At 57.1% G+C, this 15,074-nt stretch carries 10 protein-coding genes and 1 pseudogene; 10 read left to right on the forward strand and 1 reads right to left on the reverse strand.

The window, feature by feature from the left end; translation table 11 throughout:
- The first annotated feature begins 41 nt into the window (after nucleotides 1-41).
- From efp to gmk, 6 genes and pseudogenes are all read left to right on the forward strand, one after another.
- A complete protein-coding gene (efp, locus tag QN062_RS00110; RefSeq protein WP_369341628.1) occupies nucleotides 42-608 on the forward strand; it encodes an elongation factor P in 567 nt (188 codons plus the stop codon).
- Between the two features lie 13 nt (nucleotides 609-621).
- A pseudogene (gene nusB / locus QN062_RS10060) lies at nucleotides 622-1,233 on the forward strand (transcription antitermination factor NusB); the annotation flags it as partial.
- A 367-nt stretch (nucleotides 1,234-1,600) separates the two neighbouring features.
- On the forward strand, nucleotides 1,601-2,863 hold the full coding sequence (gene carA, locus QN062_RS00120) for a glutamine-hydrolyzing carbamoyl-phosphate synthase small subunit (protein WP_369341629.1): 1,263 nt from the start codon (nucleotides 1,601-1,603) through the stop codon (nucleotides 2,861-2,863).
- Nucleotides 2,856-6,248, forward strand: a complete 3,393-nt coding sequence (carB, locus tag QN062_RS00125; protein ID WP_369341630.1) for a carbamoyl-phosphate synthase large subunit — start codon at nucleotides 2,856-2,858, stop codon at nucleotides 6,246-6,248. The genes carA and carB overlap by 8 nt, the downstream gene beginning before the upstream one ends.
- Before the next feature lie 71 nt (nucleotides 6,249-6,319).
- Nucleotides 6,320-7,309 carry an orotidine-5'-phosphate decarboxylase gene (gene pyrF / locus QN062_RS00130; RefSeq protein ID WP_394854725.1) on the forward strand — a complete coding sequence of 330 codons (990 nt, stop codon included), beginning with the start codon at nucleotides 6,320-6,322 and terminating at the stop codon, nucleotides 7,307-7,309.
- A 20-nt stretch (nucleotides 7,310-7,329) separates the two neighbouring features.
- The gene (gene gmk, locus QN062_RS00135) at nucleotides 7,330-8,001 is read left to right on the forward strand and encodes a guanylate kinase (RefSeq protein WP_369342606.1); all 672 of its coding nucleotides are present in this window, start codon (nucleotides 7,330-7,332) and stop codon (nucleotides 7,999-8,001) included.
- 296 nt (nucleotides 8,002-8,297) lie between these two features.
- Here the strand turns inward: gmk and ilvD are convergent, their stop codons facing one another.
- Nucleotides 8,298-10,157: a dihydroxy-acid dehydratase gene (gene ilvD / locus QN062_RS00140; protein ID WP_369341632.1), complete on the reverse strand. Its 1,860-nt coding sequence runs from the start codon at nucleotides 10,155-10,157 to the stop codon at nucleotides 8,298-8,300.
- A gap of 169 nt (nucleotides 10,158-10,326) precedes the next feature.
- On the opposite strand from ilvD, the gene rpoZ reads away from it, so the two are divergent.
- From rpoZ to QN062_RS00160, 4 genes are all read left to right on the forward strand, one after another.
- Nucleotides 10,327-10,611: a DNA-directed RNA polymerase subunit omega gene (gene rpoZ, locus QN062_RS00145; protein ID WP_369341633.1), complete on the forward strand. Its 285-nt coding sequence runs from the start codon at nucleotides 10,327-10,329 to the stop codon at nucleotides 10,609-10,611.
- A 208-nt stretch (nucleotides 10,612-10,819) separates the two neighbouring features.
- The gene (gene metK / locus QN062_RS00150) at nucleotides 10,820-12,031 is read left to right on the forward strand and encodes a methionine adenosyltransferase (protein WP_369341634.1); all 1,212 of its coding nucleotides are present in this window, start codon (nucleotides 10,820-10,822) and stop codon (nucleotides 12,029-12,031) included.
- A gap of 308 nt (nucleotides 12,032-12,339) precedes the next feature.
- A complete protein-coding gene (hisD, locus tag QN062_RS00155; protein WP_369341635.1) occupies nucleotides 12,340-13,737 on the forward strand; it encodes a histidinol dehydrogenase in 1,398 nt (465 codons plus the stop codon).
- Nucleotides 13,734-14,888, forward strand: a complete 1,155-nt coding sequence (locus QN062_RS00160; RefSeq protein ID WP_369341636.1) for a histidinol-phosphate transaminase — start codon at nucleotides 13,734-13,736, stop codon at nucleotides 14,886-14,888. The genes hisD and QN062_RS00160 overlap by 4 nt, the downstream gene beginning before the upstream one ends.
- Nucleotides 14,889-15,074: the final 186 nt, after the last annotated feature.

Consider the following 15,074-nt stretch of genomic DNA (forward strand, 5'->3'; position numbering starts at 1 on the left):
TTGCTCGAGCGGCTTCTATACATACGAATAGGTGAGTGAACGTGGCACAGACTACAAACGATATCAAGAACGGTTCGGTTCTGAACCTGGACGGCAAACTGTGGACCGTCACGAAATTCCAGCACGTCAAGCCCGGCAAGGGCCCGGCTTTCGTGCGAACCACGATCAAGGACGTCCTTACCGGAAAAATCGTAGACAAGACCTTCAATGCCGGCATGAAGATGGAATTCGAAACGGTCGATAACCGCACCATGCAATATTCATACCGTGAGGCGGACTCGTTCGTGTTCATGGACATGACGAATTTCGAACAGGTCAACATTCCCGAGAATCTGATCGCCGACCAGGAGCGTTTCCTTCTGGAAGGCACCGACTGCATAATCAGCTTCCATGATGGCAACGCGCTTTCGGTAGAGCTTCCCGCTTCCGTTACCTTGAAGGTCGAGCACACGGAGCCTGGCCTCCAGGGGAACCGTTCGAATGCCGGAACCAAGCCAGCGACTGTCGAGACCGGTGCCGAGATTCAGGTCCCGCTCTTCATCAACGAAGGCGAAAGGGTCAAGGTCGATACACGCGATGGTTCGTATCTTGGTCGTGAAAATTCCTGAGGCACGTTGACGAATGGCACGATCTACCGCCCGTAAGAGGGCTCTCAATACGCTATATGAGGCGGACGAAAAAGGACAGGACATTCCTTCGCTTCTTGCGGAGCGGATTCTTCGCCCAGGGGCGCAGACGCCGCTGCCTGACTATGCGATCGATCTGGTTCGGGGAGTCTCGGATCATCTCCGCCTGATCGACATCACACTCGATGAGCATTCCACCGGCTGGAAGCTCAGTCGAATGGCAGTCGTCGACAGGAACATCCTCAGAATCGCCGCTTGGGAAATCATATATAATCCCGATGTCCCCGAAAGAGTCGCCATAGACGAGGCATTGTCGTTGGCCAAGACCCTTTCGGATTCCGACGCACCGCCATTCATCCATGGTCTGCTCAGTGCTGTCGCCGTCGACAGGGAACAGGCACTCATCGATGAGGCATCCGCCAAGACTGCGGAACGCGAGGAAGCCCAGGCCGTCGAGACCGAGGCTGCGCGAACCGATGCTGCCCGAAACGAGGAAGAACTCGATGAGGCCACTCCCACCGAGGAAGTCCAGCATCAGGACAGCAAGCTCGATGGGTTCGGTGCCGACGTTGAGAGGGATGCTCCGGCGAAAGTCGAAGATCCGACGGCTACTGCGTCACCTGATTGCGCTGAAGGCGTTGCAAATGAGAGCAATGCCACAGTGGGTCCGACGGCTGAACTGTCTGAAACGCCTGAAGGCGAGGTCTCTGACATGACGAATCCTGCGGATGATGCAGGGAGCGTTTCGGCTCTGGCATCTGCCGATGGAGAGAATGTGGAGAAAGGCTGAGTGCAGCTGCCTCCATGCATGGGGAATCTGACCGCCCGTCCATATCGCAAGTGATATGGACGGGTTTTCGTTTCTTTGGACATGTCGTGGCATGAATTGCCATCGCATGGCGAAGACTTGCGTAACGTAAAATTATCCACGGTGATGGATACTGTAGTTACGACTATCCGCTGTATAAGGGGGTTTGGTAAACTTGTACGATTCCGACGCCACAGCAGTTGAGAGCTTTTCCCCAAAAGACGCAGTCCTCGTTCTCGAGGATGGGCAGGTGTATGTGGGGAAGCCCTTTGGCGCATTAGGGCAGACCACTGCTGAGATTGTTTTCACGACTGGCATGACTGGGTATCAGGAGACGATAACCGATCCGAGTTATGACCGCCAGATATTGATACAGACTTTTCCACATATTGGAAATACCGGTGTCAATGGGGAGGATAACGAGTCCTCCAGAATATGGGTCGCCGGATATGTCGTCCGCGAACCCAGTCCGAATGTGAGCAACTGGCGCGCGACGGGCAGCCTGCAGGACGATCTGATCGGTCAGGACATCGTCGGAATCAGCGGGATCGATACTCGTAAGCTTGTGCGCCACCTGCGTTCCGTGGGTGTGATGCGCGCCGGCATTTTCTCGGGGAATGCTCTGACTCAGGGCAATGGCGAACTTCTGACGGCTGAGATGATGCGCACCATCGTCGAGCAGGCGCCTCAGATGGCTGGGGCGCATCTCATGGACGAGGTCAGCACCGAGGCGGAGGAAGTCATCGCGCCCCGTGGCGAATTCGAAGGGAAAGAGCCACTCTTCAAGGTCGCTGCACTGGACCTTGGCATCAAGAGCATGACTCCTCAGCGGCTTGCCGAACGTGGCTGCGAGGTTCATATTCTTCCGCAGCGCACCACCTTCGAGGAGCTTGAGGCCTTGAATCCCGACGGCGTCTTCTTCTCGAACGGTCCTGGCGATCCTGCGACGGCCCATAAGGAGGTGGCGCTGCTGCGTGAGGTTCTTGACAGGGGATACCCATTCTTCGGCATCTGCCTCGGCAACCAGCTGCTGGGAAGGGCTCTTGGATTTGGAACGTACAAGCTCAAATTTGGTCATCGTGGCATAAATCAGCCCGTGAAGGATGTGGATACGGACAAGGTGTCCATCACATCCCAGAACCATGGCTTCGCCGTGGATGCACCCCTTGGCACCGATATAGCATCGCCATTCGATGGCTCTCGCTTCGGGAAGGTACGGGTTTCGCAGATAGGGCTCAACGACGATGTCGTCGAGGGGTTGCAATGTCTCGACATTCCAGCGTTCTCAGTGCAATATCATCCGGAGGCGTCGGCTGGGCCGCATGATGCGACGTATCTGTTCGACCGGTTCATCGCCTTGATGAGAACATCTCAGGAAGCTCACGATTCTCAGGAACACAACGAGACAGAGGGGGAGAGGAATGCCTAAGCGCTCCGACATCCATTCGGTTATGGTCATTGGCTCAGGGCCAATCGTCATTGGTCAGGCAGCAGAGTTCGACTATTCAGGAACGCAGGCATGTCGTGTGTTGCGCGAAGAGGGAATCCGCGTGATTCTGGTCAATTCCAATCCTGCAACGATCATGACTGACCCTGAAATGGCAGATGCCACATACATCGAGCCAATCGACACATCCATACTTGAGAAGATCATCGCTAAGGAGCGGCCAGATGCGCTTCTGCCGACACTTGGTGGACAGACCGCGCTGAATGCCGCGATGGCTCTGGGCGAGGCAGGAATTCTCAAGAAGTATGACGTCGAGCTCATAGGCGCATCGCTTGACGCGATCGATCGTGGCGAGGATCGCGACCTGTTCAAGAAGGTCGTCGACAAGGCTGGTGCGGAGTCGGCCCGCTCACTCATCGCCCACAGCATGGATGAGGCGGAGGCAGCTGCCGATGACCTTGGCTATCCCTTGGTGGTTCGCCCAAGCTTTACGATGGGCGGTCTCGGATCGGGCATCGCCCACAACGTCGAGGAGCTTCATCGCATAGCGGGTGCAGGCATGCATTACTCACCAACCCACGAGATACTCTTGGAAGAGGGCATCGAGGGCTGGAAGGAATATGAGCTTGAGCTGATGCGCGACAAGAACGACAACGTCGTGGTGATCTGCCCCATAGAGAATGTCGATCCTGTCGGCGTCCACACCGGGGATTCGACGACCGTTGCCCCCATCCTCACGCTTACGGACCGTGAATATCAGAAGATGCGCGATGTCGGCATCAAGATCATCCGTGGCGTAGGCGTCGACACTGGCGGCTGCAACATACAGTTCGCCGTTCATCCGGAGACCGGCCGACTTATCGTCATAGAGATGAACCCACGCGTGTCACGCTCCTCCGCACTCGCTTCGAAGGCGACCGGATTCCCCATAGCAAAGATCGCCACCAAGCTCGCCCTTGGCTATACCTTGGACGAAATCCAGAACGATATCACGCAGTCGACCCCGGCGAGCTTCGAACCGACCATAGACTATGTCGTGACCAAGATTCCGCGCTTCACCTTTGAGAAATTCCCAAATGCCGACACGACGCTCACCACTTCGATGAAATCCGTTGGTGAGGCAATGGCACTTGCAGGTAATTTCCGCGAGTCTCTGGGCAAGGCGCTACGCTCGATTGACAAGCGCCACATGAACTTTTCATGGGATGGCGGCAAGCCCTCGGCCGATGAGGTCAGTCAGCTGCTGAGAGACATGAGTCGGCCAACCGAACATCGCTATCTGCAGGTGCAGCGCGCGATGTGGGGCGGTGCGAGCGTCGAGCAGATCTATGCTGCGACCAAGATCGACCGTTGGTTCCTTGAACAGATCAGGGAAATGAATGAAGTCGCCATGCGCGTGCAGCAGGCCGAAAGCCTTGGCGGCCCTCTGCTCCGGGAGGCCAAGCAATCGGGTCTCAGCGACCTGCAGATCGCCCATCTGAGGAATCTTGGGGATGAGGGTGAGAACGCGGTCCGCGAATTGCGGTGGAACTATGGCCTGCGACCGGTATACAAGACCGTCGACACATGTGCCGCGGAATTCGACGCAGTCACGCCATATTACTATTCATGCTACGCCGACGAGTCGGAGATTCGTCCAAGAAGCCGCGAGGCGGTCATAATCCTTGGATCCGGTCCCAACAGAATCGGGCAGGGCATCGAGTTCGACTACACATGCGTCCATGCCGTTCAGGAACTCGGCAAGAAATATGACACGATCATGATCAACTGCAATCCTGAGACCGTTTCGACGGATTACGACATGTCAGACCGGCTGTATTTCGAGCCACTTACCTTCGAAGACGTTCTTGAAGTGTATGCAGCCGAAAAGAAGATGGGTCCCATCAAGGGAGTCATCGTGCAGCTCGGAGGTCAGACGCCGCTTTCCCTCGCTGCCAGACTCAAGGCTGCCGGCGTTCCGATTCTCGGCACGTCCCCGGAGGCGATCGATCTGGCTGAGAACCGTGAGCTTTTCGGCGAGGTGCTCAAGCGTGAAGGCCTGAACGCCCCACGCTATGGAACGGCCCTGTCCTTCGAGGAAGCTCAGGATGCCGCTCACAGCATCGGGTATCCGGTCCTGGTGAGGCCATCCTATGTTCTCGGCGGCCGTGGTATGGAGATCGTGTATGACGATTCCCAGCTGAAGACCTACGTCAACAAGGCGCTCGATGAGGCAAAGGCGGATACGGTCGTGTCCGGGCGACTGCCATCGCCGCTGCTCATCGACAAGTTCCTTCAGGATGCGATCGAAATCGATGTCGATGCGATATATGACGGAACCGACCTCTATATCGGGGGCATCATGGAGCATGTCGAGGAAGCGGGCGTCCATTCGGGCGATGCGGCCTGCACATTGCCGCCAAGCACGCTTTCCGACGACCAGATGGAACGGCTGCGCGAGGCCACGCTCTCCATTGCGCGTGGATGCGACGTTCGTGGGCTGATCAACGTTCAGTATGCGTACATGGCGAACACCCTGTATGTCATCGAGGCGAATCCACGCGCATCCAGAACTGTCCCATTCGCATCAAAGGCGACCGGGACCGCTCTCGCGAAGGCTGCCGCGCGCATCATGACCGGGGAGACCATCGAGGACCAGCGCAGGAACGGCTTGCTGCTGCCAGTAGGGGATGGCGGCATGATTCGTCGCGGCCAGCCGGTTGCGGTCAAGGAATCGGTATTGCCGTTCAAGCGATTCAGAACGACGGTCGGACGAACGGTCGATATCATCCTCGGACCTGAGATGCGTTCGACTGGTGAGGTCATGGGCTTCGACCGTGACTTCCCCCACGCCTTCGCCAAGAGCCAGCTCGCAGCATACGCTGGCGGTCTGGTCACCGAGGGGAATGTATTCCTGTCCGTGAATGACAGCGACAAGCGTCAGCTCCCATTGATGGCACAGCGTCTGCATGAGTTTGGCTTCAATCTCTATGCGACCGAGGGCACGGCATCGGTGCTGCGCAGGTATGGCCTGGAGGCGAATGTCGTTGCGAAGCTGGGCACGCGCGTCGACACGCCGCAGCCCATGACTGACGGCTCGAAGGATTCCGAGGGCTCCTCTGACAAGGGTGAGAAGAACGTCGTCGATTTGATCGAGGATGGCACCATCAACATGATTCTCAACACCCCGAATTCAAAGGGGTCGAGATCTGATGGCTATTCCATTCGTGCCGCTGCAATCGCGGCCGACCTGCCACATTTCACCACGATAACCGAATTCTCCGCCGCGCTGATGGCAATCGAGGCAGTGCGCAGGAACGACTATCAGATTGAGAGCATCCAGGAACGCGCGGAGCAGATTCATGAGCTCGAGAGGCAGGACAGCTGATGTCAGAAGCAACCCGAGAAGAGGAGATCAAGGCGCGACGATCGGATTTCGGTCTTCGCTTAAGTTCTTCGATGTCAAAATTCGGGCCGCTCTGCGTTGGCATAGATCCGCATCGAAAGATTCTCAGCGAGTGGGGATACCAGGTCGATGCCGATGGAGCGGAGATGTTCTCCATGCGAATGCTTCAGGCCGCCCACGGCCGGGCGGCTGCGGTGAAGTTTCAGACACCGATGTTCGAAAGATACGGATCCAAGGGCTATGCGGCTCTTGAACGCGTGCTGTACGCCGCGCGGCAGATGGGAATCATCACCATCGTCGACTGTTTGCGCGGAGGTCTTTCGACAACCATCTCGGCAATCGCCGATGCGTATTTCAAGCCTGACGCGCCCTTGAAGGCAGATGCCATAACCTTGCTTCCATACTATGGTGCACGTTCGCTGAACAATCTCACCAACGAGGCTCTCGATTATGGGCGAGGGGTTTTCATCGCTTCCATCACATCCAACAGCGAGGGAACGAGTCTGCAATCCGCAATTCGCCAGAGCGGTTCTTACAAGGGCAGAACGGTTGCGTATGGCATCGCAGGAACCGCGCAGAAGTTCAATCAGAGCATGGACGGCATGGGATCGGTCGGCCTGATCATCGGTGCGACGATAGGGCAGTGGATAGATACCGGTGGCGTCGATCCCTCCCGGTTCACGGGCCCGATACTTTCACCGGGATATGGCTGGCAGGGCGCAGACGCACAGGATTTGAAAACGGTTTTCGCAGGGACTCAGGGTAATGTTCTGGTAACGGTTTCCCGTTCCATTGCAATTCATGGCCCGCAGATCGACAAGCTCTCACATGCGACGAAGAGCATAGCGCTGGAAGTCAGACAGGCATTGTCGGAGGCGACGAAAGAGGCCGTGACCGGCAATCTGGCTGGTGACTACAGCGTGAAGCAGGGTGTGGTCGAAGACGGTTCCATCGTCGCAGATGCAGACCTTGCGAAGAGACCGGCTGCAACGACGGCGGTAAAGGCGACGAAGGAAGCCAGAAGCGGAGGAAATCAGTCGTGACAGTCACTGAATCCATGTCAATGGAATCGAAGGATCTCTCCCCGACTGTTTCGGGCGAGTCCGATGTCTTGGATGCAGGCCGCGAAGATTCTAAGGCCATAGGCAATCTGCACGGCCGCCAACGGCTCATCGTGCTTACGGGGCCGACCGCCGTGGGAAAGGGAACCGTCGAGGCGAAGCTCAGGTCGAAGCATCCCAATGTGTGGGTTTCGGTTTCGGCTACCACGCGTGAGGCTCGCCCTGGCGAACGAGACGGAATCAACTATTGGTTCGTCTCGGAAGACGAATTCACTGCCATGGAACGACGTGGCGAATTCCTGGAGACGGCGCTCGTGCACAACATGGCACACTACGGGACTCCGCTGCAACCTGTGCTTGATCACATGGCACAGGGCATACCGACGATTCTTGAGATTGACCTTCAGGGCGCTCATCGCGTTCGCGAACGGGCTCGGGAGCTGAATCTCGATGTGGTATACGTCTTTCTGGCACCCCCGAGCTTTGACGATCTTATCCGCCGCCTCGCGTCACGTGGCACTGAGAACGAGGAACAGCGCAAGAAGCGTCTTGCGACCGCCCGCATAGAGCTTGCGAGCGAAGGGGAGTTCGATGTCGTAATAGTCAATGACACCGTCGAGAATGCCGCCGATGCAATGTGGAACGTCATTGCGAAGGAATATGACCTCGAATAGAGCATTATTGGATGGTATAGGGCATGTGATTGCCGAGTTTTTGAGTTTTGCGGCAATTCCACAGTATCTTGGTCGAAAAACCGCATTGTGCCAACGGCCATTGCAGCGATTTTCGGGCCGTGTACTCTGCAATTGCCGCAAAACTCGGAATTTCAGTCAAGGAGGAGTGTCAAATTCATTGCGAATGCCTGAAACCGGCTGAATTGCCGTTCAGTTATGGAAATGCCGTCATGCATCATACGATGCATGACGGCATTTCCATAACTGGTGGCCGGTTGAAGCCGAAGCATGCTGATCTATGCGAGACCGGAAAGCTTGTTGATAAGGTCTGGATCGCGGGTTGCGCCCTTGTCTGCCGAACGCGCGAAGGCCGCGTATGCTTTCAGAGCGAGAGATACATGGCGGTTGCGATGTGCGACATATCCATCTCCTGCCTCAAGCTCGGCCCTGCGCTGCGCCAATTCCTCGTCGCTCAATTCCACGTTCACGGTGCGGTTTGGAATGTCTATGACGATCATGTCGCCATTCCTGACGAGCGCTATGGGTCCCTTGCTGGCGGCTTCTGGGGCGATATGGCCTATTGACAGGCCCGATGAACCTCCGGAATACCTGCCATCGGTGAGCAGCGCCACTTCCTTGCCGATGCCCTTGCCCTTGACGAAGGACGTTGGATAGAGCATCTCCTGCATGCCAGGACCGCCCTTTGGACCCTCATATCTGATGATGAGTGCCTGACCGGGCTTCAATGTTCCGTCGAGAATGACCTTCACAGCCTGCTCCTGCGATTCCACGACCAGCGCAGGTCCACGGAAGTTCCAGATTTCCTTGGGGACGCCAGCTGTCTTCACGACGCACCCATCAGGTGCGAGGTTGCCATGGAGGATGGCAAGTCCGCCTTCATTCACAGCAGGATGCTGCAGGTCGTGTATCGCGCCGTTCACGCGGTCTGTGTCGAGATCCGGGAATTCCTCCGACTGATTCCATGGCTTCGGGGAACGAATGTGCCCAGGAGCGGCATGATACAGTTTCTTCGCCTCATCCAGGCAGGTCGGGCGCATGATGTCCCAGTCGGCGAGCTTGGCTTCGAGGCTTGGATAATCGATTGAATGCGTGTCCTGATGAAGCACCCCGCCACGATCGAGCTCGCCAAGGATGCCGCAGATGCCGCCGGCGCGGTGAACGTCCGAGATCTCCCAATTGCCTGAAGGAGAGGCCTTGCAGATGCACGGTACGGTATGTGAGATGCGTTCGATGTCATCGAGTGTGAAATCGACATCCGCTGACTGCGCTGCTGCCAGAATATGGAGAACGGTGTTCGAGGAACCGCCCATGGCCACGTCCATGGTCATGGCGTTTTCGAATGCGTGCTTCGTCGCGATCGCGCGCGGGAGCACCGATGCGTCATCGTCGTCGTAATAGCGCTTGGCGATGTCGATGATCGTCTTGCCTGCCTTGGTGAACAGCGAACGGCGCGCAGTGTGCGATGCGAGAGTCGTGCCATTGCCAGGAAGCGCCAAGCCGAGAGCCTCGGTAAGGCAGTTCATCGAATTCGCTGTGAACATGCCCGCGCATGATCCGCATGTCGGACACACGGACTTTTCCAGTGCAAGCACATCCTCGTCGTCCATGCTGTCATCCGCCGAGGCATACATGACATCGATGAGATCGGTGTTCTCCTTGACTTCACCGTCAGGCATGACCGTGGTTCCGGCTTCCATCGGGCCACCGGAGACGAACACTGTCGGAATGTTCAGTCGCAAGGCGGCGAGCAGCATTCCAGGCGTGATCTTGTCGCAGTTCGAGATGCAGATCAGCGCATCGGCGCAGTGGGCGTTCACTGAATACTCCACCGCATCGGCGATCACGTCGCGGCTGGGCAGCGAATACAGCATGCCGGTGTGTCCCATCGCAATGCCGTCATCGACTGCGATGGTGTTGAACTCGCGTGGAATTCCACCGGCCTGCTTCACGGCCTGAGATACCAGGCGTCCGACCTGGTTCAGATGGACATGCCCCGGAACGAATTCGGAGAATGAGTTTGCTATCGCGACGATGGGTTTGCCGAAATCGTTGCCGGACACACCGGCAGCACGATAGAGGGCGCGAGCCCCGGCGAACATTCGTCCGTTCATTAGTTTTGCTGACCTCATTTGCATAGTGACCATTCAAGCGGGAAGGCTGGGCAAATGAGTGCTGACGGTCATATAGTGGAATATCCGGCTGCGGATTCGAAGCCTTGGCATTCACAAAATCGCAGTAATGCGATATAATCGCGAAGATTGCAAGGCTGATGCAGCCATCAGCATTATTCGCATTGGAGACTATATGCCACTCGGTACCGAACCAACACCAACAGGATTTGCAAAACCAACCATCGACGAACTCATGCAGCACGCCGATTCCAAATATGCGCTTTCCATTTTCGCCGCTAAGCGCGCACGCCAGATCAACTCGTATTTCACTCAGCTCAACGAGGGACTGCTGCAGAACGTCGGACCGCTGGTCGAATATCAGAATCAGGAAAAGCCGCTGTCCATCGCTTTCCGCGAAATCAACGAGGGACTCCTCGAAGAGAAGCTCGGCGATGATGATCTGAGCGAAGGCAACTGATTCTCGCAGCAGGCAACCCTATGCCCGGTAAGCTCAAGTCGTTCAGAATTTTCTCTGGCAATTGACCTACCTAAGGCATAGGGTTGTTGTCGTATTTGATGGAAGGAATCAGACAGGTCAGCTGGCTTGGCTGCCTGTCAAGGGGAGAGGACTCACGAAAGTGGTCCTTTCCTCATAATTATGGTTTGTATTGGGGGTATCGCGAATAATGGCAGAGCGAAAACTTATTTCGGCGGAATCGGTCACCGAAGGTCATCCAGACAAGGTCTGCGACCAGATTTCAGACGAAGTGCTGGATGACCTTCTGGCGCAGGATCCCTATTCGCATGTCGCTGTCGAAACGTCGGCAACCACCGGTCAGTTTTTCGTCTTCGGCGAGGTGACATCCAAGGGCTACACGGACATTCAGCATGAGGTTCGCACCGTCCTGCGCAGGATCGGCTACACCAGTTCGGATATCGGACTGGACGCGGATTCATGCGGTGTTCTCGTGGCACTTGGCGAGCAGAGCGCCGAGATCAATCAGGGCGTCGACCGTCTCAGCCGCGAGCAGGAGAGCGCAGCGACCCGTGAGGAACGCTATGAGGCCCAGGGCGCAGGAGACCAAGGCGTCATGTTCGGATACGCGACCGATGAGACCGATGTGCTGATGCCATTGCCGATCCATCTTGCACACCGCCTGGCATATCGGTTGGCCGAGGTGCGCAAGCAGGGAATCATCCCGCATCTTCGTCCTGACGGCAAGACTCAGGTCACCATCGAATATGACGAGAATGACGTCCCGCTTCGCGTCAACACCGTTCTGATCTCGACGCAGCACGATCCTGACGTCGATCGCGATTGGCTCACGAATGAGCTTGCGGAGCATGTCATCAAGCCGGTTCTTGAAGAGGTCTGCGGCGACAGGGTGGAGCACGAAGGGTATCGGCTTCTGGTGAACCCGACCGGATCCTTCATACTCGGCGGTCCTGCGGCAGACGCAGGTCTGACCGGACGCAAGATCATCGTGGACACCTATGGTGGCGCCGCGCATCACGGTGGCGGTGCGTTCTCGGGCAAGGATCCGAGCAAGGTAGACCGTTCCGCGGCATACGCCGCTCGCTGGGTCGCGAAGAATATCGTTGCTGCCGGTCTGGCACACCGCGTAGAGGTGCAGATCGCCTACGCCATCGGGGTCGCCGACCCGGTGAGCATCAACGTCGAAAGCTATGGAACCGAAACCGGTGTGACTCGCGATCAGATTCAGGATGCCGTTCGCAAGGTCTTCGATCTGCGCCCTGCAGCAATCATCGACGAGCTCGACCTGCTTCGTCCCATCTATGCGAAGACCGCCGCATATGGGCACTTTGGCCGCGAGGATCCTGATTTTACTTGGGAGGCCACCGATAAGGTCGATGAATTGAAGGCTGCAATAGCCTGATTTCAGTCCGACCTCGCTATTCTGTGGCCTGATGATGAGAAGACAGAGAAATTAGAGAAATTAGAGAAATCAGATACAGTCGGGGATTTTCCCGACGCCACTGCAATGCAGTGTTTCTCGAAGCTCGCTTCTCAATCAGGCCACAAATTGCACAATAGTAAATAGCACAATAGTAAATAGCGCAATAGCGAAATTGCACAATAGCCTCGGATGCTCCCAAGCTGGGAGGAAGAACGGATGTTCTCACCATCTGGGACAATTCGTCTCATATTCTGCACTCGTCATCGGTGGAATCTACCATCGAAGTCATGACAGACAACATTATGCATGTAATCGACTTGCGCGGCAGAAATCTCAGCCGCGCCGATCTGCTCAAAGCCATGCCGCGCGCCGATATGGGCACCCATGAGGCCACCGAATTGGTGCTTCCGATCCTCGAGGACGTGCGCAAGCGCGGCGCTGCCGCGCTGCGTGACTTCGAAGAGCGATTCGACCATGTTCGTCCGATCGATCTCAGAGTTCCGAAGCAGCGCCTGCAGGAGGCTCTCGAGGCTCTCGATCCCAAGGTCCGTGAGGCGATAGAGGAGTCCGTGCACCGTTGTCGTGCAGTCAGCGCATCGCAGGTACCGAGCGGATTCCATACCGATTTGGCTGATGGGGCCCGTGTTTCCGAACGATGGATTCCCATCGAGCGCGTCGGCCTCTATGTTCCCGGCGGAAAGGCGGTATATCCGAGCTCCGTCATCATGAATGTCGTTCCAGCCCAGACCGCTGGCGTCGAGTCGCTTGCGATCGCCACCCCGCCATCGAAGTCCTCGGCTGAGGGGCTGCCCGATCCCACCATCATGGCGACCTGCGCGATTCTTGGCGTCGATGAGGTCTATGCGGTTGGCGGCGCCCAGGCCATCGCCATGTTCGCTTACGGTGCGGCCGGCAGCGAGGAGCAGGATGGCGAGATCCTGTGCGACCCGGTCGACAAGATAACTGGCCCTGGCAACATCTTCGTGGCCACGGCAAAGAGTCTGGTCTCGGGAGTCGTCGGTATCGATGCCGTCGCCGGTCCTACGGAAATCGCCATATTGGCCGATTCGAGCGCCAATCCTGAGTATTTGGCCGCAGACCTGATAGGTCAGGCTGAGCATGACGAACTCGCGGGATCCGTACTCATCACCGATGACGAGTCGCAGATCCAGAAAGTCCAGGACAGCCTCAACGCAAGGGTTCCACGCACCGAACACTCCGAGCGTGTCCACACCTCGCTGAGCGGCTCGCAGTCAGGAATCATTCTCACTGACGGCCTGGAGCAGTCGATCGCCGCGGCGAACGCCTACGCGGCAGAGCATCTTGAGATCCAGACCTCGGATCCCGACTCCGCGATTTCCCACATCCGCAATGCGGGTGCCATATTCCGTGGCTCATACTCACCGGTTCCGCTCGGCGATTACATGTCCGGCTCCAACCACGTATTGCCAACCGGTGGAACGGCGCGCTTCGCAAGCGGCTTGGGAGTCCATACTTTCATGAAGCCCGTTGAAGTGATCGAATACGACGAAGAGGGTCTGAAGGCTCTTGCCGATAAGATCAACACCTTCGCCGTCAGCGAGGATCTGCCCGGGCACGGGGAGTGCGTGCTCACGCGCTTCGTTGACGATCCCTATGACAAGCAAAGCCTGCAGGAGCAGGAGCGAAAGGCTGGTCTGCTATGACATCGATTCCCGCATCATTGCCTCTGCGCAACGATCTCATAGGCGAGGAGCCATACGGCGCCCCGCAGCTTGACGTTCCTGTGTGCCTGAATGTCAACGAGAATCCCTATCCGCTCGATGAGCAGGTCGCCGATTCGATAGCGCGGCGAGTCAGAGAGGTCGCCCAGACCCTGAACCGATACCCGGACCGTGAGCATGTGCAGCTGCGACAGGCATTCTGCGACTATCTCGCCCATGAGTCGGGCACCCGTCTCGGCGTCGAACAGCTCTGGGGCGCCAACGGCTCGAACGAGATCATGCTGCAGATATTCCAGGCCTTCGGAGGTCCCGGCAGAACCGCGCTTGGATGTGACCCGACCTACTCCATGTATCCCGAATATGCAAGGGACACCTTCACCGAGTGGAAGGTCATTCATCGCAGGGACGATTTCACGATTGACCTCGATGCCACCCTGGAAGGCATAGCGGATATCAGGCCTTCGATCGTACTGCTTACGAGTCCGAACAACCCGACGGGCACGAATCTGCCGCTTGAAGATGTCAGGACGCTGCTCGATGCCTGCGGGCGCATCCAGGTCGCCGGTGCCGCAGAGGGTACGCATCCGGTTGTGGTCATAGACGAGGCATATGTCGAGTTCCGCAATCCAGGAACGCCATCTGCCGTATCCCTGATTCCTGCATACCGTAACCTGGCGGTGTCTCGCACGATGTCCAAGGCATTCGCCTTTGCAGGTGCACGTGTCGGATATCTCGCCGCGGACAGGGGCATAGTGGATTGCCTGCGGATCGTTCGCATGCCCTATCATCTCAGCGCCATCACACAGGCCAGCGCCTTGGCTGCATTCGAGCATACCGACCTGCAGCTCAGGCGTGTGGCGAAGCTTCGCGAGACACGCGATGAAACGGCGGCGTGGCTGAAACGGCAGCGTTACCACGGCGCTTCGTTGCAGGTTGCCGATTCCGAATCCAACTTCCTGCTGTTCGGCAAATTCGACGATCGTCAGAAGGTGTTCGACATGCTTCTCGACCGCGGCATCCTGATCCGTGTTGTCGGACCGGATCATTGGCTGCGAGTCTGCATGGGAACTGACGAGGAAATGGCGGCGTTCAGATCGGCTTTCACCGAGGTGCTCTCGCAGATCGATGACTAGTTCGGCGGATCTGGCCGCAGACCTCAGGACAGTTCCCGAGACATGGGACTTGATGGTTCCTTCAATCTGACGGTTCCTTCAATCCGATGGTTCTGTCAGTCTGATGGTTCCGTCAAGGCAGCGGGGTTGAAAGAGTCCCCTATAATCGTAATCGTCTAGCTATCCTCCGACACAAGACCCTGCACG

Origin of the sequence: Bifidobacterium sp. WK012_4_13, from assembly GCF_041080835.1 — a bacterium.
GTDB classification, from domain to species: domain Bacteria; phylum Actinomycetota; class Actinomycetes; order Actinomycetales; family Bifidobacteriaceae; genus Bombiscardovia; species Bombiscardovia fermentum.

Bases quoted from the DNA above. Each gene is read 5' to 3' on its own strand.
- rpoZ (WP_369341633.1), top strand. From the start codon at position 10,327: ATGCCACTCGGTACCGAACCAACACCAACAGGATTTGCAAAACCAACC.
- ilvD (WP_369341632.1), bottom strand. From the start codon at position 10,157: ATGCAAATGAGGTCAGCAAAACTAATGAACGGACGAATGTTCGCCGGG.
- gmk (WP_369342606.1), top strand. From the start codon at position 7,330: ATGGAATCGAAGGATCTCTCCCCGACTGTTTCGGGCGAGTCCGATGTC.
- QN062_RS00160 (WP_369341636.1), top strand. From the start codon at position 13,734: ATGACATCGATTCCCGCATCATTGCCTCTGCGCAACGATCTCATAGGC.
- pyrF (WP_394854725.1), top strand. From the start codon at position 6,320: ATGTCAAAATTCGGGCCGCTCTGCGTTGGCATAGATCCGCATCGAAAG.
- metK (WP_369341634.1), top strand. From the start codon at position 10,820: ATGGCAGAGCGAAAACTTATTTCGGCGGAATCGGTCACCGAAGGTCAT.
- hisD (WP_369341635.1), top strand. From the start codon at position 12,340: ATGACAGACAACATTATGCATGTAATCGACTTGCGCGGCAGAAATCTC.
- carB (WP_369341630.1), top strand. From the start codon at position 2,856: ATGCCTAAGCGCTCCGACATCCATTCGGTTATGGTCATTGGCTCAGGG.